Source organism: Mycolicibacterium austroafricanum, from assembly GCF_902705885.1.
GTDB classification, from domain to species: Bacteria; Actinomycetota; Actinomycetes; order Mycobacteriales; family Mycobacteriaceae; genus Mycobacterium; species Mycobacterium vanbaalenii_A.
The window spans coordinates 14,006-36,888 of record NZ_CACSIP010000028.1 but is presented as its reverse complement, the minus strand read 5'-3'; the positions used below and the strand labels follow the sequence as shown (position 1 = coordinate 36,888).

23 protein-coding genes and 1 pseudogene are annotated in these 22,883 nt (G+C 67.0%); 13 read left to right on the top strand and 11 right to left on the bottom strand.

What is annotated here, in order from left to right; all coding sequences use genetic code 11:
* Window positions 1–109: 109 nt before the first annotated feature.
* The 6 genes from BEMPMBAN_RS18870 (at window position 110) to BEMPMBAN_RS18845 (ending at window position 8,130) form a co-directional block, all read left to right on the top strand.
* Window positions 110–1,489 carry an MBL fold metallo-hydrolase gene (locus tag BEMPMBAN_RS18870; protein ID WP_159232785.1) on the top strand — a complete coding sequence of 460 codons (1,380 nt, stop codon included), beginning with the start codon at window positions 110–112 and terminating at the stop codon, window positions 1,487–1,489.
* Between the two features lie 26 nt (window positions 1,490–1,515).
* Complete coding sequence (locus tag BEMPMBAN_RS18865; protein WP_159232784.1) at window positions 1,516–2,715, top strand: NAD(P)/FAD-dependent oxidoreductase; 1,200 nt, start codon at window positions 1,516–1,518, stop codon at window positions 2,713–2,715.
* Window positions 2,716–2,775: 60 nt separating this feature from the next.
* On the top strand, window positions 2,776–3,150 hold the full coding sequence (gene trxA / locus BEMPMBAN_RS18860) for a thioredoxin (RefSeq protein ID WP_159232828.1): 375 nt from the start codon (window positions 2,776–2,778) through the stop codon (window positions 3,148–3,150).
* A gap of 371 nt (window positions 3,151–3,521) precedes the next feature.
* The gene (locus BEMPMBAN_RS18855) at window positions 3,522–4,154 is read left to right on the top strand and encodes a universal stress protein (RefSeq protein ID WP_234897564.1); all 633 of its coding nucleotides are present in this window, start codon (window positions 3,522–3,524) and stop codon (window positions 4,152–4,154) included.
* Window positions 4,154–6,859 carry a cation-transporting P-type ATPase gene (locus BEMPMBAN_RS18850; protein ID WP_159232783.1) on the top strand — a complete coding sequence of 902 codons (2,706 nt, stop codon included), beginning with the start codon at window positions 4,154–4,156 and terminating at the stop codon, window positions 6,857–6,859. The genes BEMPMBAN_RS18855 and BEMPMBAN_RS18850 overlap by 1 nt, the downstream gene beginning before the upstream one ends.
* A complete protein-coding gene (locus BEMPMBAN_RS18845; protein WP_159232782.1) occupies window positions 6,856–8,130 on the top strand; it encodes a hemolysin family protein in 1,275 nt (424 codons plus the stop codon). Before BEMPMBAN_RS18850 ends, BEMPMBAN_RS18845 begins: the two co-directional genes overlap by 4 nt.
* 5 nt (window positions 8,131–8,135) lie before the next feature.
* On the opposite strand, the gene BEMPMBAN_RS18840 is transcribed toward BEMPMBAN_RS18845, so the two are convergent.
* A complete protein-coding gene (locus BEMPMBAN_RS18840; protein WP_234897563.1) occupies window positions 8,136–9,011 on the bottom strand; it encodes a potassium channel family protein in 876 nt (291 codons plus the stop codon).
* A gap of 209 nt (window positions 9,012–9,220) precedes the next feature.
* Here BEMPMBAN_RS18840 and BEMPMBAN_RS18835 point away from each other — a divergent pair, with 209 nt between their 5' ends.
* From BEMPMBAN_RS18835 to BEMPMBAN_RS18820, 4 genes are all read left to right on the top strand, one after another.
* Entirely contained in the window at window positions 9,221–9,799 is a 579-nt protein-coding gene (locus BEMPMBAN_RS18835; protein ID WP_159232825.1) for an ECF transporter S component, read from the top strand.
* Window positions 9,796–11,283 carry an ABC transporter ATP-binding protein gene (locus BEMPMBAN_RS18830; RefSeq protein ID WP_159232781.1) on the top strand — a complete coding sequence of 496 codons (1,488 nt, stop codon included), beginning with the start codon at window positions 9,796–9,798 and terminating at the stop codon, window positions 11,281–11,283. Before BEMPMBAN_RS18835 ends, BEMPMBAN_RS18830 begins: the two co-directional genes overlap by 4 nt.
* A complete protein-coding gene (locus BEMPMBAN_RS18825) occupies window positions 11,280–12,068 on the top strand; it encodes an energy-coupling factor transporter transmembrane component T family protein (RefSeq protein ID WP_159232780.1) in 789 nt (262 codons plus the stop codon). The genes BEMPMBAN_RS18830 and BEMPMBAN_RS18825 overlap by 4 nt, the downstream gene beginning before the upstream one ends.
* A 125-nt stretch (window positions 12,069–12,193) precedes the next feature.
* A complete protein-coding gene (locus tag BEMPMBAN_RS18820; protein ID WP_159232779.1) occupies window positions 12,194–13,381 on the top strand; it encodes a metallophosphoesterase in 1,188 nt (395 codons plus the stop codon).
* Between the two features lie 12 nt (window positions 13,382–13,393).
* On the opposite strand, the gene BEMPMBAN_RS18815 is transcribed toward BEMPMBAN_RS18820, so the two are convergent.
* The 5 genes and pseudogenes from BEMPMBAN_RS18815 to BEMPMBAN_RS18795 form a co-directional block, all read right to left on the bottom strand.
* Window positions 13,394–13,741 carry a thiocyanate hydrolase gene (locus tag BEMPMBAN_RS18815; RefSeq protein ID WP_159232778.1) on the bottom strand — a complete coding sequence of 116 codons (348 nt, stop codon included), beginning with the start codon at window positions 13,739–13,741 and terminating at the stop codon, window positions 13,394–13,396.
* Window positions 13,742–13,743: 2 nt separating this feature from the next.
* Window positions 13,744–14,472 carry a thiocyanate hydrolase subunit gamma gene (gene scnC, locus BEMPMBAN_RS18810; RefSeq protein ID WP_159232777.1) on the bottom strand — a complete coding sequence of 243 codons (729 nt, stop codon included), beginning with the start codon at window positions 14,470–14,472 and terminating at the stop codon, window positions 13,744–13,746.
* Window positions 14,473–14,482: 10 nt separating this feature from the next.
* Window positions 14,483–15,319: an SH3-like domain-containing protein gene (locus BEMPMBAN_RS18805; protein WP_159232776.1), complete on the bottom strand. Its 837-nt coding sequence runs from the start codon at window positions 15,317–15,319 to the stop codon at window positions 14,483–14,485.
* Between the two features lie 111 nt (window positions 15,320–15,430).
* Window positions 15,431–15,547 (bottom strand): annotated as a pseudogene (locus BEMPMBAN_RS18800) (glycerophosphodiester phosphodiesterase); the annotation flags it as partial.
* Window positions 15,548–15,659: 112 nt separating this feature from the next.
* Complete coding sequence (locus BEMPMBAN_RS18795; RefSeq protein ID WP_159232775.1) at window positions 15,660–16,160, bottom strand: nitroreductase/quinone reductase family protein; 501 nt, start codon at window positions 16,158–16,160, stop codon at window positions 15,660–15,662.
* A gap of 59 nt (window positions 16,161–16,219) precedes the next feature.
* Here BEMPMBAN_RS18795 and BEMPMBAN_RS18790 point away from each other — a divergent pair, with 59 nt between their 5' ends.
* Complete coding sequence (locus BEMPMBAN_RS18790) at window positions 16,220–16,663, top strand: SRPBCC family protein (RefSeq protein ID WP_159232774.1); 444 nt, start codon at window positions 16,220–16,222, stop codon at window positions 16,661–16,663.
* 5 nt (window positions 16,664–16,668) lie between these two features.
* On the opposite strand, the gene BEMPMBAN_RS18785 is transcribed toward BEMPMBAN_RS18790, so the two are convergent.
* Genes BEMPMBAN_RS18785 through BEMPMBAN_RS18775 form a run of 3 tightly spaced genes read right to left on the bottom strand, consistent with a single transcriptional unit; the run spans window position 16,669 to window position 19,023 of the window.
* Window positions 16,669–17,556, bottom strand: a complete 888-nt coding sequence (locus BEMPMBAN_RS18785) for a ferredoxin family protein (protein ID WP_159232773.1) — start codon at window positions 17,554–17,556, stop codon at window positions 16,669–16,671.
* A complete protein-coding gene (locus tag BEMPMBAN_RS18780; RefSeq protein WP_159232772.1) occupies window positions 17,556–18,767 on the bottom strand; it encodes a cupin domain-containing protein in 1,212 nt (403 codons plus the stop codon). The genes BEMPMBAN_RS18785 and BEMPMBAN_RS18780 overlap by 1 nt, the downstream gene beginning before the upstream one ends.
* Before the next feature lie 10 nt (window positions 18,768–18,777).
* Entirely contained in the window at window positions 18,778–19,023 is a 246-nt protein-coding gene (locus BEMPMBAN_RS18775) for a BatC protein (protein ID WP_159232771.1), read from the bottom strand.
* Window positions 19,024–19,174: 151 nt separating this feature from the next.
* Here BEMPMBAN_RS18775 and BEMPMBAN_RS18770 point away from each other — a divergent pair, with 151 nt between their 5' ends.
* Window positions 19,175–20,815: a peptide chain release factor 3 gene (locus BEMPMBAN_RS18770; protein ID WP_159232770.1), complete on the top strand. Its 1,641-nt coding sequence runs from the start codon at window positions 19,175–19,177 to the stop codon at window positions 20,813–20,815.
* Here BEMPMBAN_RS18770 and BEMPMBAN_RS18765 read toward each other — a convergent pair.
* On the bottom strand, window positions 20,812–21,375 hold the full coding sequence (locus tag BEMPMBAN_RS18765) for a peroxiredoxin-like family protein (protein WP_159232769.1): 564 nt from the start codon (window positions 21,373–21,375) through the stop codon (window positions 20,812–20,814). The genes BEMPMBAN_RS18770 and BEMPMBAN_RS18765 overlap by 4 nt on opposite strands.
* 4 nt (window positions 21,376–21,379) lie before the next feature.
* Entirely contained in the window at window positions 21,380–21,958 is a 579-nt protein-coding gene (locus tag BEMPMBAN_RS18760; RefSeq protein ID WP_234897562.1) for a hypothetical protein, read from the bottom strand.
* 151 nt (window positions 21,959–22,109) lie between these two features.
* Between BEMPMBAN_RS18760 and BEMPMBAN_RS18755 the strand changes: the two genes are divergently transcribed.
* Complete coding sequence (locus BEMPMBAN_RS18755; RefSeq protein ID WP_159232768.1) at window positions 22,110–22,841, top strand: Crp/Fnr family transcriptional regulator; 732 nt, start codon at window positions 22,110–22,112, stop codon at window positions 22,839–22,841.
* Window positions 22,842–22,883 lie beyond the last annotated feature (42 nt).

Here is a 22,883-nt window from a genome sequence, read left to right as displayed (position 1 = left end):
ATATTTATACCCCCAGGGGTACTTGACATACCCACAGGGGTATAGGCACAGTGTGAAGCAGAAGTTGTCGCCACCGCCGACACCCACCGCCAACGAAAGGTCTGCAGACATGAAGTTCATCCAGTACTACTTGGATTGCCTGTCCCATGCGTCGTATCTGATTGCCGACGAAAGCACCGGACGCGCAGTTGTTGTCGACCCGCAGCGTGATGTGGCCGAGTATCTGGCCGACGCCAAGGAATTCGGCTACACGATCGAACTCGTCATCGAGACCCACTTCCACGCCGACTTCCTGTCGGGCCACCTGGAGTTGGCCAAGGCCACCGGCGCCAAGATCGTGTACTCCTCGGTCGCCGAGACCGAGTTCGAGTCGATGGGTGTCGCCGACGGCGAGCGCTATTCGCTCGGTGAGGTGACGCTGGAATTCCGCCACACTCCGGGTCACACGCCCGAGTCGTTGAGCATCGTGGTGTACGAGCATCCCGGTGACGAGGTTCCCTACGGTGTCCTGACCGGCGATGCGTTGTTCATCGGCGATGTCGGCCGACCAGACCTGCTGGCCTCGATCGGGTTCACCCGCGAGGAACTGGCCGACAAGCTCTACGACTCGTTGCACAACAAGCTGATGACGCTGCCCGACGCGACCCGGGTGTACCCGGCCCACGGAGCCGGCTCAGCATGCGGGAAGAACCTGTCCACCGACCTGTGGTCGACGATGGGGGAGCAGAAGGCGACCAACTACGCCCTGCGGGCACCCGACAAGGCCACCTTCATGGACCTCGTCACCGAAGGGCAGCCGCCGGCGCCCGGCTACTTCGTCTACGACGCGATCCTCAACCGCAAGGATCGTGAATTGCTCGACGAGACCAAGAAGCCCACACCGATGTCCTATGAGCAGGTGCAAAAGGCCATCGAGGAAGGCGCCGTCCTCGTGGATGGGCGCACCCCCGAGGAGTTCGCCCTCGGCCATCTGCGCCACGCGGTCAACATCGGGCTCGAGGGCCGCTATGCCGAGTTCGCCGGGTCGATCCTGCCCTCGGACGTCGATATCGTGCTCTTCACCGAGCCGGGACAGGAGCTTGAAGGTAAGAACCGGCTCGCCCGAATCGGTTTCGACCGGGTGATCGGCTACCTGGACCGACCGTTCGAGGTGATGTTCGCCCATCGAGGTGACGTCCAGATCGCTTCGCGTCTGACCGCCAAGGCATTCGATGAGCGAGCTTCAGAACTAGCAGACCTGCAGGTCGTCGACGTCCGAAACCCGAGCGAAGTGGCGGCAGGAACCATTGCGAACGCGAGCGCGATCCCGGTGGGTCAGCTGCCGAGCCGGTTGAACGAACTGGACCCGGCCAAGCCGACCGTCGTGTACTGCGCCGGTGGCTACCGGTCCTCGGTGGCCGCGAGCCTGCTGCGGCAGAACGGCTTCGCCGATGTCAGCGACATTCTGGGTGGCTACGGCGCCTGGGACGACACCCACCAGAACGCCTAGCCGACAACAGAATAGGAACAGTAGCCATGATCACCGCCAAGCATCGGGTCGTCATCGTCGGCGGCGGCACCGCTGGAATCACCGTCGCCGCGCGCCTGCAGCGCAAGGGACACGACGACGTCGCCGTCATCGAGCCCTCCGACACGCACTACTACCAGCCACTGTGGACCCTGGTCGGCGGTGGTCAGGCCAAGGCCTCGACGACCGCACGGCCGGAAGCCTCGGTGATGCCCAAGGGGGCGCGATGGATTCAGAACGCCGCGACGGCCGTCGACCCGGACAACAACACAGTCAGCTGCGCCGACGGGGCGAAATACGAGTACGACGTGCTCGTGGTCTGCCCCGGGATCCAACTCGACTGGAGTCGCACCGAAGGATTGCAGGAGAGCCTCGGCAAGGACGGGGTGTCGTCGAACTACCGGTTCGACCTGGCTCCGCGCACCTGGGAGTACATCCGCGGCATGCGTTCGGGAAGTGCGGTCTTCATGATGCCGTCCGGTCCGATCAAGTGTGCTGGGGCGCCGCAGAAGATCGCCTACCTGGCGTCGGATTACTGGCGATCCCAGGGTGTGCTCAAAGACATCGACGTTCACCTGGTGGTGCCGACACCGCGGCTGTTCGGGATCCCGGCGATCGCGGACAACCTCGATGATGTCGCCGCGGACTACGGCATCACCGTGCACACCAACGCGGAGGTGACCTCCGTCGACGCGGCGGCACACAAGGTCGGGGTTACCAGCGTCGCCGCCGGCGGGACCGACACCATGCTGTCCTACGACGTGTTGCATGCGGTGCCTCGGCAGTCGGCGCCGGACTGGATCAAGTCCAGCCCGCTGTCGACCGGTGACGCTGGGGGATACGTCGAGATCGACAAGCACACCATGCAGCATGCGCGCTACCCCAACGTATTCAGTCTCGGCGACGCCGGATCATCGCCGAACTCCAAGACCGGTGCGGCGATCCGCAAGCAGGCCCCGGTGGTGGTCGACAACATCGAGTCCTATCTCGACGGCCGCCCCCTCGGCGCGTCGTACAACGGGTACGGCTCGTGCCCGATCGTGACGTCATCGCACTCGATGCTGCTAGCAGAGTTCGACTACGACCTGAACCTGACACCGTCCATCCCGCTGATCGACCCGACCAAGCCGCACCGCAGTTACTGGTACCTCAAGAAATATGGGCTGCCGTTCATGTACTGGAACCTGATGCTCAAGGGTCGGGCCTGAAAGTTCCTACGGTCACACAGCAACATACCGAGAAAGGACACCGCCATGGCAATCAAGAATATGACCACCAAGAACCTCTCCTACGACGACTTCGAGTCCACCATCGTCGACAATCCCATCGTGCTCGTCGACTTCTGGGCGTCATGGTGTGGCCCGTGCCGCGCCTTCGCCCCGGTCTTCGAGCGCTCCTCGCAGTCACACCCCGACGTGGTACACGCCAAAGTCGACACCCAGGCCGAGCGTGATCTGGCCGCCACCCTGGACATTCGGTCGATCCCGACCGTGATGGCCTTCCGCGACGGCGTGCTGGTGTACAGCCAGGCCGGGGCTCTGCCGGCAGCCGCGCTGGAGGACCTCATCACCAGGGTGAAGGCGCTCGACATGGACCAGGTCCGCGCCAAGATCGCGGCACGGAAGGCGGCCACACCGGCGTAATCGCGTCTGCCAGATCAGCGGCAACGTGCCCGAATTACGGCGGGCACCTCCAGGTAGCCCCGGCGGCCTACGTTCGTGTGGTCCGACGCTGCCTACCTGGAGGAACGCATGAAGTCGCTGTCACATCCTGCGCTCCAGATCGGCATCGCCGCAATCGCGGGCCTCGTCTTCGGCCTGCTGGAGGCTCGGGTTTTCCTTCGTCGCAGCAGTTCTCGCTTGGGCGCTGAGCGCTCTCATCAAGCCTGGTGCCGGCATGGTGTTCGGCCAAGCGGTCGACCCGAGCCTGCAGGATTCGGCCGACTGACGAACGAAGCCCGGCCAAGGCACAAAGTCCCTGGCTCGATACGCGTCAGTCTGGGACGGTGGAAAGTGTGAGCACAACACTGGTCGTCGCACTGATCGTTGCCTGGATCCTCGTCGGACTGCTGTCCGGACTGTGGATGGCACGCCACGGCCACGACCCGTTATGGACGCTGATCGCTGTGGTCCTGGGGCCGTTGTTCGTGCCGATCGCGGTGGAACGGGTGCAACGCCGTCCCGGCTTGGTCAGATTCGGCTCCAAGGGTGCGCCGCCACAACGGGCTGAGGGCGCAACGGGATTGCGCGTGCTGGTGGGCCTCGACGGGTCGGCTGAGTCCGCGCGCGGGCTGGCAACCGCGCTACGGCTGTTCGGGCCACATTGCGCCCTGCTGGTGCTGGCCGAGGTCGTGCACTACGAAGCGGCCGAATCAGCCTCCAGTGCCGACATCGACGCCGCCGAGCGGCGCCTGACCGATTTGGCCGAAGGCGTTGAGATCTGGGGCGTGGTTCACACCGAGGTGCTGGCCGGAGCGCCCGGGCCGACGCTACGCGGATTCGCCGATCAGCAGGATATGGACCTGCTGATCGTCGGCCGCCGCGGCCAGGGCCTGTCCACCCGGCTGCTCGGTAGCGTGTCGGCTGACATCATCGAGCACTCGTCGGTACCGGTGCTCGTCATCGAACCAGACGCCGCAAACACCTGATGGCTGCACCGACGTCTTTCGAGGCGAGCACGCACCACGGGATCTCCGGCCACGAGATCGTTCTGCTTTTGGAGACCGACCCCCACCGCGGCCTCAGCGGTGACGAAGCCGCCCAGCGGTTGAAACGGTACGGACGCAACCTCCTTCCCGCACAGCGGGGAGCTGGTCTGCTGTTGCGAATCCTGGGTCAGTTCCACCACCCACTCATCTACGTCCTATTGATTGCCGGCACCGTCACCGCGCTATTGGGCGAGTATGTCGACTCCGTCGTGATCTTTGCCGTGGTGATCGTCAACGCCGCCGTCGGCTTCATTCAGGAGTCCAAGGCGGAGGCTGCGCTACAGAGCCTGCGCGCGCTGGTCCGTACCGACGCCAAAGTGGTTCGTGACGGGCACGAGCGGGTCATCACATCCGAAGAACTGGTGCCGGGTGATCTGGTACTGGTCGAGGCCGGCGACAAGGTGCCTGCCGATATCCGGTTGCTCCGAGAGGTCGACCTGCGCGTCGACGAGTCGGCCTTGACCGGCGAGTCGGTGCCCGTGGCGAAGAATGAAGTCGTTCTCCCCGACGCGACTCCCGTCGCGGACCGGCACAACATGGCCCACTCCGGGACCCTGGTGACCGCCGGATCCGGCGCGGGGGTGGTGGTGGCCACGGGTGCCGAAACCGAGATCGGGGAGATCCACCGGCTTGTCGGTACCGCGACGATATTGGCGACACCGCTGACCGAGAAACTCGCTCGGTTCAGCAGGGTGCTCACCGTCGGGATCCTGGCGCTCGCCGCGTTGACATTCGCCATCGGCTTGCTGCGAAACCAGGATGCGGTGGAGACTTTCACGGCGGCGGTCGCGCTCGCCGTGGGCGCCATCCCGGAAGGGTTGCCCGCTGCTGTGACGATCACGCTGGCCATTGGAGTCTCACGGATGGCCAAGCGCAGAGCGGTCATTCGCCGGCTACCCGCGGTGGAGACCCTTGGCGGCACCACGGTGATCTGTGCCGACAAGACCGGCACGCTGACCGAGAACCAGATGACTGTGCGAGAAATCTGGACTCCCGACGAGCCGGTGGTCGTGACGGGCGCCGGTTATGCCACCGACGGAGCGTTGCTGTCGCGAAGTGGCACTCCGGTCTCCCTCGAGACGAATGCCGCCCTGCGATGGACACTCCTTTCCGGTGCGGCATGCAATGACGCGGTCCTGACATCGGCCGGCGATCGGTGGGACATCGTCGGAGACCCCACCGAAGCGGCGATGCTGGTCGTCGCGGTCAAGGCCGGCTTCACACCGGAGGCTCTCGTCGAAGCCCAACCCCGTGTCGACACGATCACGTTCAGCTCGGAACGCCAGTACATGGCCACCTTGCACAGGTCCGGCAACGGACACGTCGTGCTGGTCAAGGGTGCGGTGGAGCGGATGCTCGAACTGTGCAGCACCCAGATGCGCGCCGACGGTGCGATCGAACCCATCGACGGCCCGGCCGTGCTGAAGGCAGTCGAAACTCTTGCCGCCGAAGGCCTGAGAGTGTTGGCGACCGGGGTCCGCACACCCGCGGACCCGGCTGATTTCAGCGAGGAAGCCCTCCCCGGCGCGGTGACTCTGACCGGACTTCAGGCCATGCTCGATCCACCCCGGGCGGCGGCCACACCGGCCGTGACGGCCTGCCACACCGCAGGTATCGCGGTGAAGATGATCACCGGCGACCACGCCAGCACCGCGAGCGCGATCGCCGGTGCCGTCGGGGTGCTCGACAACGGCGCGGCCGACGATCGCGCTGTCCTCACCGGCGCAGACCTGGCCGCGCTACCTCCTGAGGAGTTCCCGGACGCCGTCGAGCGGGCGAGCGTTTTTGCCCGGGTGTCTCCGGAGCAGAAGCTGCGACTGGTCGAGGCGTTACAGGACAGGGGACACGTCGTCGCGATGACCGGCGACGGCGTCAACGATGCGCCGGCCCTGCGGCAGGCGAACATCGGGGTCGCCATGGGGCGGAGCGGAACCGAGGTCGCCAAGGACGCAGCCGACATGGTGCTGACCGACGACGACTTCGCGACCATCGAAGCCGCCGTGGAGGAAGGCCGCGGCGTCTTCGACAACCTGACCAAGTTCATCACGTGGACGCTGCCCACCAACATCGGTGAGGGACTGGTGATTCTGGTGGCGATCGCCCTGGGTTCGGCACTGCCGATCCTGCCGACCCAGATCCTGTGGATCAACATGACCACCGCTGTCGCCCTCGGGCTGATGCTCGCCTTCGAACCCAAAGAAGCCGGCATGATGACCCGACCACCGCGCGATCCGGGTCAGCCGCTGCTCACTCGCGCCCTGGTCGGCCGAATTCTGCTGGTGTCCGGACTTCTCGTCGCCGGCTCGTGGTGGCTGTTCGAGTGGGAGCTGGCGAACGGCGCCACGCTACCCGAGGCGCGCACCGCGGCGCTGAACCTGTTCGTCGTGGTGGAGGCGTTCTACCTCTTCAGTTGCCGGTCCCTGACCCAGTCAGCCTGGCGCATCGGCCTTTTCACGAATCGCCTCCTGGTTGTCGGGGTGATGGTGCAAGCCGTTGCACAACTCCTGATCACCTACCTGCCTGCCATGAACTCGGTGTTCCAGACAGCGCCGCTGGACGCCGGTGGCTGGTTGCGCATCTTCGCGATCGCGATGGTCGTCAGCGTGGTGGTGGGCGCGGAGAAGTGGCTTCGGGCCCGTAGATGACCGACTATTGGCCGCAGGTCGCCCTGGTGCTGGTGCTCATCGTGGTCAACGGTCTGCTGGCCGGAAGCGAAGCCGCGTACATCTCTCTGCGAGAGGGGCAGCTGCGCGAGTTCGAACGCCGCGGCAGGGGCCGCGAGCGTGTGGTCGTGCGTCTGGCGCGCGAGCCGAACCGATTTCTGGCCACGATTCAACTGGGTATCACGCTGGCGGGATTCCTCGCCTCGGCCACGGCGGCGGTGACGCTGGCGGAACCGCTTGTCGCTCGCCTGTCCTTCCTCGGCGAGGCCGCCGAAGCTGTGGGTATCACCGTGGTCACCCTCCTGGTGGCGATCCTCACGCTGGTGGTCGGCGAGCTTGCACCCAAGCGGTTGGCCATGCAGCACGCCCGCCGGTGGGCCGTCGTGGTGGCGATGCCACTGGAAGTGCTGGCCGTGGCCGCCCGACCTGTGGTGTGGTTCCTGGGCAAGGCCACCGACGTGGTCGTGCGATTGCTCGGGGGTGATCCACACGTCGGCAGAGAAGAGTTGACGGTCGAGGAACTACGGCAGCTGATCACCGCCCACCGCGGCCTGTCCACCGAGCAGCGGACGATCATCACCGGAGCGCTGGAGATACACGAACGGTTGCTCCGGGAGGTTGTGGTGCCGCGGCCGGCGGTGTGGAGATTGCACGCGGGACTGCCGGTGGCACAGGCTCGGCGGGACCTCGCAGACTCGGGTCATGTCCGGGCGCCGGTGGTCTCCTCCGGCGACCTCGACGATGTTCTCGGCGTCGTGCATCTGCGGGACCTCCTCGGCTCGTCGGGCACCGTGGCGGATGTGATGCATCCCGTCGTCAGGTTGCCGGACAGCCTGCGCGTCAGCGCGGCCCTGCGCACGTTCATGGATGCGCACGAGCACTTCGCAATGGTGATCGACGAACGAGGCGGGGTGGCCGGGATCGTCACACTCGAGGACTTGCTGGAAGAGATCGTCGGTGAGATCTACGACGAGGCGGACCGTGACATCTGGTCGGTGAAGACCATGCCCGACGGCAGGCTGCTCCTGCCGGGGACCTTTCCCGTCCACGACCTGCCGGACCTCGGCGTCGACCTCGACAACGTCCCGAAAGGCAACTTCGCAACGATCGCCGGGTTGGTGGTGGCGGACCTGGGGCGCATCCCGACAGCCCCGGGCGACCACGTCGCTCTGCCGGGCTTCACCCTCGAAGTGACGTCGGTGAGCAGTAACGCCGTCACCGGAGTCCGACTCACTCGACACACCGCCGACTGAACAGTTCAGCCGGGGTGTCGGTGATCCGCGGCGTAGGCCTTGATCACGGCCGCGGTGTCGCCGCCGAGTTGCAGGAACTCCGCGTCCAATAGGCCGGCGAGGCTGTCGACCGCGGCCGCGAGTAGCGCGCCTGCCAGACGCATCTGCGGATGCTCGCTCTCGGCGGCCTCGTCGGCGAGCTGGGTGGCGTACTGGATCGACACGGCCAGCGATGCGTCAGCTTCGAGATCGCGGAAGTAGTACGTTGCCCCGTCCTGGTTGAAATCGTTGCGGACCTCCACGATCGCGCTGGCCAGCCCGGTGAGGACGCCGGTGGGAACGCTGTCTATTCCCAGGCTGGGTTGCGCCCGGCGGGCCTCGCGCAGCGTCGAGAGTTGCAACGCCACCACGCGTCTGCGGTGAAGCGTGGGATAGATCTGCAGCACCCAGGACACGGCTGCGGTGAGCAGCATGAACCCGAAAAGCGACTCCAGCGGCACGATCACCCGAAGCCACGGCAACGTCGGCACGATGTCCCCGAACCCGAGGGTGCCGATGGTGACCAGCGATACATACAGTGAGTCGAACACCGGGTTGCGTTCGGCAGGGCTGAGTTCTGAGCTGAAGGCGAAACCCTCCGGCATCAGTGCGAAATACAGCATCGCCCAGCCCAGGACTGCCATTGCGCCCCATGTCAGCACCACCAACGCGATGCCCAGCGGACCCGTCATCGAGGCGATCCGGCGATCCGGGTGGAACACCCGCAGTAGCCACCAGACGAACTTCATCACTTTGGGAGCGATGCTGCCGTGACCGATCGGGTGGAACAACGTGTGGAACACGTCGCGCATCACCGCGGCCACGATCAGGGCGCCGGCGACCCCGACTATCCAGTCCGTCACAAGCCTCCTCGGGTGGTCGGGCGGGCGAGCGGCCGCCGCTGCAATTCATCATGCTCCCTCGGCCGCACCCGACGGCGCCTACACGGGGATCCGGCGGCGGTCCATAATGAGCGCTCACCCACGGTGTCAGTGAAGGAGTCCGCGTGAGCGATCGACAGCCCGAACCATCGGCTGGGCTGGACGACCCGGCGCCGGCCGGCCCACGCTCGATGCGGTGGCGGGTCGTCGACATCGTCGTCGCGAGTGTGCTGGCGGTGGCGGCGGGGCTGATCTTCGTGCTGTGGAACATCGCATCCAACCCGATCGGTGCCCCGCTGGCGGCGCTGCTTCCCGGCCTGCAAGCCAGTATCGGCGGTGTGTGGCTCTTCGCCGGGGTGCTCACCGCGCTGGTCATCCGTAAACCGGGCGCGGCGCTGTACGGGGAGATGGTGGCCGCCACCGTCTCGGCTCTGGTCGGCAACCAGTGGGGCGTGCTCACGCTGGAATCAGGCCTGGTCCAAGGCCTGGCTGCCGAGCTGGTGTTCGCGCTGTTCCTCTACCGCCGGTGGAATCTGCCGGTGGCGCTGCTGGCAGGAGCCGCCGCCGGCCTCGCCATGGCCGTCAACGAACTGATTCTCTGGTACCCGGGCGCGGCCACCGCGTTCGCTGTGATCTACACGATCTCGGGCGTCATCTCCGGCGTCGTGCTCGCCGGCCTGCTGTCCTGGCTGGGCGTGCGGGCGTTGGCCAAGACCGGCGCGCTGAGCCGATTCGACTCGGGCAGGGTGGCGCAACGCGACCTCCGATGAACTCACCCCGCGGCGGGGCCGCCGTCACGGCCCGGGACTGGGGCTGGCGTCACGCCGGGCGGCCCGACTGGGCCGTGCGCCACCTCGACCTTTCGATCGAGCCTGGCGAGCGGGTGCTGCTGCTGGGCCCATCGGGGGCGGGAAAGTCGACGCTCCTGCACGGTCTGGCCGGGTTACTCGGGGGTTCCGAGGAAGGACACGAGGCCGGGCGCCTGCTGATCGACGGGGCAGCCCCCGGGCAGCGGCGTGAACGTGCCGGCATGGTGCTGCAGGATCCCGACTCACAGGTGATCCTGTCGCGTGTCGGTGACGACGTCGCGTTCGGAATGGAGAACTTCGGCGTTCCGCGGGAGCAGATCTGGCCCCGAGTCGCCGAGGCGCTGCACACGGTGGGTCTGAGCCAGCCGCTGTCGAGATCGACATCGGAGCTCTCCGGCGGTCAGAAGCAGCGCCTGGCGCTGGCCGGGGTGATCGCGATGAACCCTGGCCTGATCCTGTTGGACGAGCCGACCGCCAACCTGGACCCCGCCGGTGTCATCGAAGTGCGCGACGCGATCGCCGCGACCGTGGAACAGTCGGGGGCGACGCTGGTCGTCATCGAACACCGGACCGAGGCCTGGCTTCCCGTCATCGACAGGGTCATCGTGCTCGGTGCCGATGGTCAGGTGCTCGCCGACGGCACACCAGACGAGACGTTGCGGCGTGAGCACGATCATCTGGTGCGTTCGGGCGTGTGGGTGCCGGGTGCGCCACGTCCGCAGATCAACCGTAGTCGGATGGTGCACACCGAATCGCTGATGACGGCTGCCGGGCTGGCGTTCGGACACCACGCCGGCATGCCCGTCCACTCCGGGCTGCACTTCGAGATGTCCAGTGCCCGAACGACGGTGATCACCGGACCGAACGGTGCCGGCAAAACCACGCTGGCGCTGACGGTCGGGGGCCTGCTAGCGCCGTTGGCAGGTCGACTCGAGGCGGCCGTCGCGATGTCGCCGCAACCCGACCGTCGCGAACCCATCCGCTGGCGGTCCAGGGAGCTGCTGAGCCGGATCGGCAGCGTGTTCCAGGACCCGGAACACCAATTCCTCACCGGCACAGTGCGAGAGGAGGTCGCACTGGGGCCGCGTACGCTCCGCCGCGGCCGTTCGGAGACGCTCGCGCTCACCGACACGCTCCTCGAGCGGATGCGCCTGGCCCACCTCGCCCAGGCAAATCCGTTCACGCTGTCCGGAGGTGAGAAGCGTCGGCTGTCGGTGGCCACGGTGCTCGCGACCGCGCCGAAGCTGATCATCCTCGACGAGCCCACGTTCGGGCAGGACCGGCGCACCTGGGAGGAACTGATCCGGCTGCTCGCCGAGATTGCCGACCGGGGCACCGCGGTCGTGGCCATCACCCACGACCTCGATTTTGTCGACCTGCTGGCCGACCACCACATCGAACTGACCGCGGGAGAAACCGAAGCCGTCGTGGAGCCGCCGCGATGACGGCCCCCAGTGGCGCGCCCCCGGACTCCGACGCCGGACGTGCGCTCAACCCGGTCGCCAAGCTGCTCACCGCCCTGGTGATTGCGGCTGCTCTGGTGCTCAGCGTGGACTGGGTCTCGGCGCTGACCGCGCTCGTTCTCGAGCTCGTGCTCATCCTGGTGCTCGGTGTTCGGTTGCGTACGTTGCTTTTTCGCGGTGCGTTGATCGTTGTCGCTGCGGGACTCACTGCTGTCACAATCCTGCTCTACGGCCAACCGAGCGGCACGGTGTACTGGCATTTCCTGCTGGTGAACGTCAGCGACGGCTCGATCACGCTGGCGGTCGCCACGTTTCTACGGGTACTGGCCATCGCCCTGCCGTCGGTGTTCCTGTTCGTCGACGTGCAGCCCACCGAACTCGCCGACGGTCTCGGCCAGACACTGCGGCTGCCCGCCCGATTCGTGCTGGGCGCGCTCGCCGGAATGCGTCTGGTCGGACTGCTCAACCAGGACTGGCAGTACCTCGGCCATGCGCGCCGGGCGCGGGGAATCGGTGACGACGGCCGGATCCGGCGCTTCGCCGGACAGGCGTTCGCGTTGCTGGTGTTCGCGGTGCGCCGTGGGTCGAAGCTCGCCACCGCGATGGAGGCGCGCGGATTCGGGGCGCGCACCGACCGTACCTGGGCGCGTCCGTCGGTCTTCGGGGTCCGCGAGGTCGCCCTGGTGCTCGCCGGCGTCGGCGTCGCGGCCACGGCGATCACCGTCGCGGTTCTCGCCGGTTCGTGGAACTTCATCGGCACTCGATGACCAAGGCGCCGCGACTCGGGCGTGTTCGTCGTCGCTGAGCGGCGAGAACCACGCCGAAGTCGCCGGTGCGGGGATGCAGGTAGCGTCGTCGATGACCCCGCAGACAGAGAATGAGGCGCCCCGCCATGCCAGAGTCGCACTCGGTTCAGACCAGACCCGTCGCGCGACGGCGGTCGCGTCGGCGCTGGCTGCGCCGAATCGTCGTGTCCACGATCATGGTGACCCTGTTCGGGGTGCCGTGGTGGACGCTGCTGTCGGCGGGAACGCAATGGCCCGGCGCCGTGGTGGTGGCCGGCTCGCTGGTGTTCCTGGCTGCATTCGTGGCGTTGCCGGCAGCGGTGATCGCCGGACACGGCCCGAGGCATCGGGATTGGGCAGCCAGGATCGGCGACGCACTGCTGGGTGTGGTCTGGGTGTTGTTCGTCTGGTCGGTGCTGTCGCTGCTGCTGCGGCTGGGGCTGCTGGCATCGGGCGTCGAGGATCCCCTCAGAGCGCGCGTGGTGGCCGCCTCGGTTCTCGTCGTGGTCGCGGTGCTGCTCGTGTGGGGCTACGTCGAAGCGATGCGGGTGCCACGGATCAAGAACGTCGACGTCAGGATCTCCAGGCTCGGCGGCGGGTTGGACGGTCTGAGGGTGGTGATGATCACCGACACCCATTATGGACCGATCGACCGAGCCCGCTGGTCGGCAGCCGTGGCGGAGCGGGTCAACTCGCTCGACGCAGACATCGTGTGCCACGTCGGCGATCTGGCCGACGGTGCCGTGGCGGTGCGCGAACAGCAGGTGGCTCCACTGGCCGCGGCGCGAGGTGAGCTCGCGCGGGTCTACGTCACCGGCAACCATGAGTACTTCAGCGAGGCGCAGGGCTGGCTGGACTACATGGCGCGAATCGGCTGGGATGCGCTGCACAACAGGCACATCCTCGTCGAACGGGGCGGCGATCAGCTCGTGATCGCCGGGGTGGACGACGCGACCGCTCACGCATCCGGCGTCGACGGGCACGGTGAGAATCTTGAGGTGGCGCTGGCAGATTGTGATCCCGCGTTGCCGGTGCTGCTACTCGCACACCAGCCCAAACAGATCACCAGCGCGGTGAGCGCCGGCGTGGATCTGCAGATCTCCGGGCACACCCATGGCGGGCAGATCTGGCCGTTCAACTTCCTGGTCCGACTCGATCAGCCGGTGGTCGCCGGTCTGAGCGCCCACGGCGAACGCACCCAGCTCTACACCAGCAGGGGCACCGGGTTCTGGGGGCCGCCGTTCCGGGTGTTCGCCCCCAGCGAGATCACCGTGCTAACACTCCGACAGGGGTGACGGGCCTGACCTTCAGGCCTCGAGCCGCGCCCGGATCGCGGCGAGTTTCTGTTGCAGTTCTGATTCGGTGATCAGACCGCGGGCCATCAGTGAGTGGGCCAGGGAAACGAGCTGGCTCTCCGGGTAGGGAAGGTCGGAATACACTGTCGCCGCGAGCACGTCCTCCTCGTCGCGACGCTCCTTGAAACTCGGTGCCGGGGTGTCACAGGCAGCCCGGTCCAGCGCATCGCAGAGACCGTCGAGGCTGGTCTTCCACGGCGGCACCGGGTTCTCGACGCCGTACTTGGCCGCCACCGTCGGCCACACCTGATGGCCCGCGACGATCTGTTTCAGTGCCTCGCTGTCCACGTTCGGCTCCACGGTCAGTCACCTGCCGGGTGCACGGCGGCGCGGGTGTCGGTGATGACATTGGTCGTCACGCCGGGCTTGGGCAGTGCCACGCCGATCAGGCAGTCGCGGGTGACGATCTCGGTCAGCTGATCCTCGGTCCAGCCGTCGGTGCCTTCGGGACGGACCGGCATGACCATGAAGCGGTGCTTCTGGTTGGAGTCCTGTACGCGGACCTCCACGTCGTCGGTCAGGTAGAGGCCGAACTCCGCCAGCACCTGTCGCGGCCAACGCACAAGGCGTCGCCGGTAATTGGGCGTGCGGTACCACTCCGGTGAGTTGCCGAGGATGGGGCGCGGATAACACGAGCAGAGCGCACACACGATGACGTGATGCACCGTCGGGGTGTCTTCGAGGATCTGGAACGCCGTGAAATCGCTCGGGGTGCCGAAGCCGGTCGGCTCGAGCCAATCGACACCGACCTCTTTGCTGGCCGTCATCGGCTCGGTGAGGGCAAGCCTCTTGAAGTTCGGGTCGAGCCAGGCGCGGGCGACAAGGCGGGCAGCAGGGCTGGGGCCGATCTGCTCGGCGAATTCGGTGAACCTGCGGTGCTCTTCGGCGGTGAAGATGCCTTTTTCGATGCACAGCTCGCGCAGCGCGATCTCCAGGACCTCGAAGTCGGTGATCTCGTCGACCATCGGCTTCACGGTGCGGTCGTGGTCGTGGTCGTGGTTGTGGTTGTGGTTGTGGTTGTGGTCTGTCATGTTCCTCCGCTCATCCGGCCTGCAGCCAGCGCTCCGGTATCTCTGTGCGGAGGCTGTCGGAGGCCGGCCCGTTGAAGTCGTTCCACAACTCGGACATCCGGAACCGGACGACATAGAACCATTCGGGCTTGGCGTCGGGGATGTCCCACGTCTCGTCCTCGGCAGCCGGGCTCTCGTAGGCCACCGCGTCGATCACCCCGTTGGCGCCGCGCACATACTCCGGCGTGCGGGTGTAGAACAGCACCGGCAACTCCCGCACGACGACGGGATCTCCCACCTTGAACTTGGGTTCACCGGCCATCCCGGCGTACACCTGCGGATCACCTTTGCCCACCGCGTGGACGATGTGACTGTTGCGTCTGACCGCAGCGCCGTCGCCTTCGCCCTTGGGGCGCGCCCGTAGGGTCTTCCCCTCGAGCCCACCGGCATAACGCTCTTTGACCTCGGCCATCCGCTCACTGAGCTCGGTGAGGCCGATGTGGTGCTTCTCGATCAGCACCCGCGCCACGGACAACAGCCAGCGACCGTAGTACGGGAAACCCAGGTACACCGCGCGGCCCACGTCGACGTTGCCGATCCGGCGCCGCTCCTCCGAGAGCCAGATGCCCCGCCAGGCAAGGACTTCGCAGATCACATAGGTCATGTGCTCCCAGTACTCGTAGTCCTTGTTCTCATACTTCATCGGGGCGTCGGGTTCACCACCGACGTCGTGCACCGGCTTCATGTAGGCGACGAAGCGGTCGTGATCGACAAGGTCGGGAGTCGGCGCATCGGGCAGCTCGGGATACGCGGATTTGAGACGCGCGACGAGATCGAGTTGGGCGGCACGTTCTGCGGCGCTACTCATGGGCCGACCCTCTGCGGCTCGATTTCTCTGGTGGCCGTAGGTTAGCGCGGTCAGCCGTCGGCTGAGCCGGGATCGCGGAATTTGCTGTGGCACTGACGATATTGGTCCCCACTCGGCCGTCACCGAACGCAACCGGCTCGGGTAATCAATGATGATGCCGTCTGCGCCCGCATCGACCTGTGCGTGCATGATGGCGGCATCGTTGATCGTCCACGGGATGAGCGCGAGAGCCTTGGCGAAGGCGCGCAACGATTCCTCGGTGGTCTCCCCGCGCCCCGAGTCGTCACGCAGTGTTCGGCTCTCCGACAAGCATTCTGACAACAGCGCGACGCGGTGCCGGTCAGTCGGTCTCGGTGAACGTCAGCACCGGGATCGTCCGTCCGCCCGCGAGCCGCTCGTAGTCGGCATACGAGGGGATGAAGCTCTTCGCAAGGTTCCACAGTCGATCCCGCTCCGCCCCGGAGGCCTCGTGCCCGACGAACGTCCCGGTGTACCCGCCGGCGGAGATCGTGACGCGGGGGTTGGCCAGCACGTTGTAGTACCACGCCGGGTGGCGCGAGCCGCCGTAGTTCGATGCCACCACGACGGCCCGGTCACCGTCGGTGAAGTACGTCAGAGGGGTGGTCCTGCGCCGGCCGGTCTTCGCGCCGGTGCTCACCAGCAATAGTTCTGGGGTCACCACGGCCGACGACACCCGTCCCCGGCTCCACCGGAGCAGATGCCGGTCGACTCGGGGCGCGACCCGGCGAGCCACCCACCGCCCAGGGGTGTTGCCCGTCAGCCGCGCGCCGATTCGCAACAACGCCGAGCCGGACGTCGGGTCGACCGCGGGTATTCCCATCTGCCCGATGCTAGGCAATCCACTGTTGGGGCCCGCATTGCCCCGGCTATGGTCTCGGCATGGCCATCACCGAAGTCCGCGAAGTGACCATCGAGGCGACACCGGACGAAGTGATGAGCGTGCTGGTCGACATGGAGTCGCTGCCCCAGTGGTCTTCGGCCCATCAGGAGATCGACATCCTCGAACGGGACGCCGAAGGCCGCCCGACCAGAGCCCGTCAGGTTGTCAAGATCGTCGGGGTCAGCGATGAGCAGGTTCTGGAGTACGTATTCGACGACGGGGGAGTCAGCTGGACCTTGGTCAGCTCCGGTCAGCAACGCGCGCAGCGCGGGCGATACACCCTGACGCCGCACGGTGATGCGTCCACGCTGGTGCGCTTCGAGCTCACCGTCGACCTGATTGCGCCGCTCCCGGGATTCCTGATCAGGCAGGGCGCCAAAGGGCTGATGGACACCGCCACCAAGGGTCTGCGCAAGCGGACGCTGGAGGTCAAGCGGGCTTAGAAGACCTACCCCTGCGTGATGGCCGCCAGGGTGAACACCCGGACCGCACCCGCGACCTTCGCGGAGCATTGCGACAGAAGCGGTTCGGTGAGTTCCTCGTGGAGTCGGACTTCGATCGGGCCTGCGTCCCCACCGAGCATCACCCGGATCCCGCCATCGGTGCGCTCGACGTCGAGCGGAGGCAATCCGGCGATGCGGTCGTCGCCGTATTTCTCCCGGGCGAAGTACTGCGCGGCCTGCGCCGCATGCGGCAGGCTGGTGCGCCCACGGAGATGCCTGTTGTCCAACCGACCGTCGAGATAGAGCCGGACGAGCTCGGCCGAATCGGTGGTGTCCACCCTTCCGTAGCACAGCCCCTCCGGCAGTACCAGCATGGTCGCTGCGAACCGATCACCACCCAAATGGGAACATTCCCAGGTGATTTCGGGGAACTCGGCGGCGATGGCCGCGGTCGCAGCGCGCCCACGGACAGCGCAGCACTGATCATGCTTACCGTGTGCGCAGATGGCGACCACCGGATCGCTGACCAGGGCCCCGTCCGTTCCGTCGAGAGCGAGGTCGAGGTAGTCGTGCGGACCACCGACCTCGCCGGCGTAGAGCGCCTCGTCTCCCAGACCGGACCGCGCGATGAACCACCTCCACCGCGGCGCTCCGTCACGACGACCGTGCCGGCGGATCGCGGCGATCCGCATGCCCGCCTTCTCCACACGACGCACGATGGCCCGTCCCAGCGCGGGGTCGACCACCGCCGGTGAGTTGAGGAACGCGGAATGCCCCCAACCCCCGCTCAATTCGAGAAGCACCCACGACGATCCCGCCGATGCAGTGCCGTACATCGGATCGTCGCGAGCCAGCGACTGGTCACTGCACGGCATTCTCTTCGTCGTCCCCATCAGCGGTCGGCCGCCGGAACCACGACGGCCTCGCGCAGCAGTCTGCGGATCAGCACTGTCGCGTCGGCGCGGTCGAGGCCCGGCAGAGAACCGGCGTCGGTGCTGCCGCCGGTGCGAAGCGCATGCACAGCGGGCGCACACGACGCCGGGAACGTCATGACGCGGTCGGGCAGTCGCAGCAGCACGCGGTCGCCGGAATCCTCGACGGTGCCGACGAGTCCGTGTCGCCACTGAACACGCGTGGTCCCGGCCGACTCCGATGCGGCGAGTGAGGCGAGCGGACGAACCGCGACCGGCCGGGTCCGCTCGGCGTGCCGGCGCGCCAATCGGGCGGCGGCTCCACCACTGAGTGCGGCTGCGTCGTCACGCAGGGTGCCGACCACCTCTGCCATCACTTTGGTCACCGTCGCCAGCATCTCATCCTGATCGGTCGGATCGAGCCCGAGCGGCAGCGACTCCCGGAACGCCTCCACGGTCGCCAATTGATCGATGACCGCGCGGGCCACGTCGAAACCGGTCACAGCCGAGACACCGATCGTCAAATGGATCGATGTCATGTCCATGGCCTGGGCGGAGTGCACCCAGCCGCGCGGTAGGTACAGCGCGTCCCCGGGGTTCAGCACGGTGTCGATGACGGGGTCCTCGGCCACCCGCGCGGTGATCGCGGCGCGGTGATCTGTCCACGGCTGCGACGGCAGGGGATGGGTGTGCACCGGTTCGTGCACGACCCAGCGCTTGTGGCCGGACGTCTGCAGGACGAACACGTCGTGGATGTCGTAGTGCGGATCGAACCCGCGGTTGCCCGGTGGGGTGATGTAGGCGTTGGCCTGAACGGGATGCCCGAGGTCGTCGACCGCCTGGCGGACGAAGTCGATCAGGGGTGGCCACAGTCGGTGCAGTCCCTGCAGTACCAGCGTTGCGCCGGAAGCGAACTCGCCCAGCACCTTTGCCGAATCGACCTGATCACCCATCTCCGCGCCGAAGCCCGCCGGACCGAGGTAGCAGTCGCGGGCCAGCAGGTCACCGTCGCGGCCGAGGCGGATGAACGGAGCACGCACCCCGCGCTCGGCGAGCAGCTCATCGACCATGTCGGGCGAGAGCAGATCAACGAAGTCGCGGGGCAGTGTTTCGGACCGGCTCAGCAGCGGTCGACGCCCCCAGTGCTCGGTGGCGAACGTGTGCCGGTCGGTCGCGATGCAGCGGCTCAGCATCGCGAAGCGGTCAGGCGGTTCCGTCGGCGCCGCCGTCGTGGCCTTCGGGGTTGGAGCCGCCGTCAGCGGGGCCTTCGCCACCCGCGGTTCCGTCGGCGCCGCCGTCGTGGCCTTCGGGGTTGGAGCCGCCGTCGGCCGGGCCTTCGCCACCCGCGGTTCCGTCGGCGCCGCCGTCGTGGCCTTCGGGGTTGGAGCCGCCGTCAGCGGGGCCTTCGCCACCGCTGGTGGTGGTGATGTCGTCGTCGTTGAGTGCCATAGTGGTGATCCTTCCGTCGGCTGCACAGCGTCGACACCGGTTCCAGAGTCTGTGACGCGTGCGATGGAGTGTTGCCGCAGAACGGGCAATCGAAACGCGAGCGTCGCCGATTACCGTTACCGATGCCGCGGCCAATAGAATCGATGCTCTGATGACCGATACCGCCTCAGGTGTGTCGACGGCCACCGCGGGGCCTGCGGCAGACCGCATCTCTGCCGAAGCGCAACGTCGTAGGACGTTCGCCGTGATCAGCCATCCCGACGCCGGCAAGTCTACGTTGACCGAGGCGCTCGTGCTGCACGCCAAGGCCATCACCGAGGCGGGCGCCATTCACGGCAAGGCCGGACGACGGGCCACCGTCTCCGACTGGATGGACATGGAGAAGGCCCGCGGGATCTCGATCACCTCGACGGCCCTGCAGTTCCCGTACAAGACCCATAGCGGAGATACCTGCATCATCAACCTGCTCGACACCCCCGGACACGCCGACTTCTCCGAGGACACCTACCGGGTGTTGACCGCCGTCGATTCGGCGGTGATGCTCATCGACGCTGCGAAGGGCCTGGAGCCGCAGACACTCAAGCTCTTCCAGGTCTGCCGTCACCGCGGGATCCCGATCATCACGGTGATCAACAAATGGGACCGCCCGGGTCGCGACGCGCTGGAGTTGATGGATGAGATCCACGAGCGAATCCAGTTGCAGACCACGCCGTTGACCTGGCCGGTCGGTATCGCCGGCGACTTCAAGGGCGTCCTCGACCGTCGTACCGGTACATACATCAAGTACACCCGTACCGCCGGCGGTGCCACCGCCGCGCCCGAAGAACACATCGATGCCTCCCGCGCCCACGAGTTCGCGGGAAGCGACTGGGACAACGCGCTCGAGGAGTCCGAGCTGCTGTCCGCCGACGGTGCCGACTTCGACCGGGAATCGTTCCTGCGGTGTACGTCGACACCGGTCCTCTTCACCTCGGCCATCCTCAACTTCGGGGTCAACCAGCTCCTCGACGTGCTCGCCCAGCTGGCGCCACCGCCGCACGGTCAGCTCGACATCGAGGGCAATCGGCGCGACGCCACCACACCGTTCAGCGCCTTCGTGTTCAAGGTCCAGGCGGGGATGGACTCCGCCCACCGCGACCGCATCGCCTACGCCCGGGTGTGTTCCGGCACGTTCGAACGAGGTGACGTCCTGACTCACGCCACAACCGGCAAGCCGTTCGTCACCAAGTACGCGCAATCGGTCTTCGGCCAGCAGCGCTCGACACTGGACACTGCCTGGCCGGGGGATGTCATCGGGCTGGCCAACGCCGCGACGCTACGGCCGGGGGACACCCTGTACCGCGACATCCCAGTGCAGTACCCGCCGATACCGAGCTTCTCTCCGGAGCATTTCGCGGTGGCGCGTGGCACCGATCCGAGCAAGCACAAGCAGTTTCGGAAAGGGATCGAACAGCTCGACCAGGAAGGCGTCATCCAGGTGCTGCGCTCGGACCGGCGCGGGGATCAGGCTCCGGTGTTCGCCGCCGTGGGCCCGATGCAGTTCGAGGTCGCCAGCCATCGGATGGCCGGGGAATTCAACGCGCCGATCGAGCTCGAGCCACTGCCATACACCGTGGCCCGCGCCGCCGACCCTGCCGACGTCGAGGTGCTGGCCAAGCAGGCATCGGTCGAGGTGTTCACCCGCACCGACGGTGTCGTCCTGGCCGTGTTCTCCACCAAGTGGCGCCTGGAGAACGTCCAACGCGACAATCCCGACCTGCAGCTTCGGTCCCTGGTCGCGGCCGGAGACTAGTCGGGTCCGCCTGGCTGTCTGCTGGTGAACTGCTCTGCCAGACCGAGGATCTCGGTCACTGGCCACTGGTCGTCGGCGTGCGCGCCGTACTTGCTCGCCAGCACCGTTCCGTCGGAGCCGATGAGGAAGTCGGCCGGCTTGCCGAAGTGGTCTTCCCCGCGTCCCAGCCCCGCCGTGACCGACCGCTGCCGTGCCGCGCCGCGTGCGGCGGCCAGCCAGGCGCGGGGATGGGCGACCGACGCCACCGAGGACTCCACGCCGAACTCCCGGTACAGCTCGCGCTGCGGGTCGGCGATCACGGCGAACGGCAGGTCGGCCTGGTACTCGCGCAGCGCATCGGCCGAAGAGTGGAACACGACGACCTCCCTGATGCCGGCCGCGGTGATCTCGTCGTGGCGCGCGACGACGGACCGCAGATGCAGATGGCAGATCGGGCACCCGGCGAAACGGCGGAACTGCAGGTGCACCAACCGGTGGGGATCGGGCACCGTCACCGCGGTTCCGTCGATGGCGTGCAGTTGATGTGGCTGGACCACGGTACCGACATCGATGGTGGGCATGAGATCAGTGAATCACGCCGCGGCGCAGCGGAGCGATGAGCAGCAGACCCAGCACCGCGCCAAAGGCAAGGTGCTCACCGACGAACGTGGGGTAGCCGACCATCATGGCCATGTTGCGGATCGGATCGCCGCCGCCGAACAGCGACGCCGCGATCGGCAGCCCGACCCACGCGCTCACCGCGAACACCACGAATCCCCACAGCACCGCCGCGCCCACCAGGACGGCTCCGTGCCAGCGCAGCAGCCCGGCGACGACGCCGAACAGCGCGCCGTAGGCCGCGCCGACCGCCATGTGGATGAGGGCACCCAGTACGGCCGGACCCAACAGGAACGTGAACGAGTCGCCGGCCATCGCCGACTGCATGGACTGCATCATCGCGTCGCCGGGCGCCAGCGTCGACGCGATGTGATACAGCGGCGTGAAGAAGCCGGTGTTCTGGTAAGTCAGCGCCGCGATCATCGCGAACATCGCCATCACCACCGACGCACCGATGCCCGCGGCCGCGCCCCACGCCGCAGCCGCGACGGGGCCCTTGCTGTTCGCCCTTGCCTGGGTGCTCGGTGCTTCTGATGAGGTAGCCATCTCTCACTCCTTCTTCACGGGGACGGATATGTCCTCTGAACAGGAGAACGCGCACTGCCGCGACCCGCCGCCGCAGTGTCAGCAGGCTGACAGTCATCGCGCAGCATTGTCAGCGTGATGACAGGATCGCCAGCACGACCGAAGGGGAGCCATGCCTGATCGCAACGGCCCGATCCGCCACGCCATGCGCGCCATCGCCGGTGGTGAGAGCCCACAGGATCTGCAGATTCGTCACGCCGCCTGGGTTGCCCGATGCGTGGGACGCGGTCCGGCCGCCCCCCTGCTGCGCGAGGATGTCAGTGCGCTTGCCGGAACGCTGGCCGCCAGAGAATTCGCCTCCGGCGAGGTGCTCTTCGCCGCCGGAGAACAGCCTGCGGGAGTCTGGATCGTGCGCCAGGGGCGCATTGAACTCGCGGTGGGTTCGGGGCGGCGGCGGGTGGTGGTCGATGTGCTGCGCCCCGGAGATGTGGATGGCGACATCCCGCTGTTGCTGGCGATGCCGATGGCCTACACGGCCCGTGCTCTCGGCGACTGCACCTGCCTGTACCTGGACCGCCCGGCATTCGAGCACCTGCTGGCCACTCGCCCCAACATCGCCCGCCGCTGGCTGTCCTCGGTCGCGCAGCGTGTCTCCGCCGGACAGGAGCGACTGGTCGCGATGCTCGGTCGGCCCCTGCCGGCACAGGTCGCCCAGTTGCTGCTCGACGAGTCACTGGACGGGGCTGTCCCGTTGGCGCAGCGCACCCTGGCCGCGATGCTCGGCGTCCAGCGGCCCTCGCTCAACAAAATACTGAAAGACTTTGAGCGCAAGGGGCTTATCGCCATCCACTACGCCGGAATCGAACTCGTCGACACCGGCGGGTTGCTGGCCAGGGCAAAATGACCGCGAGCCACGGTACCCATATCAGTGTGTCCTCCGCGTTGG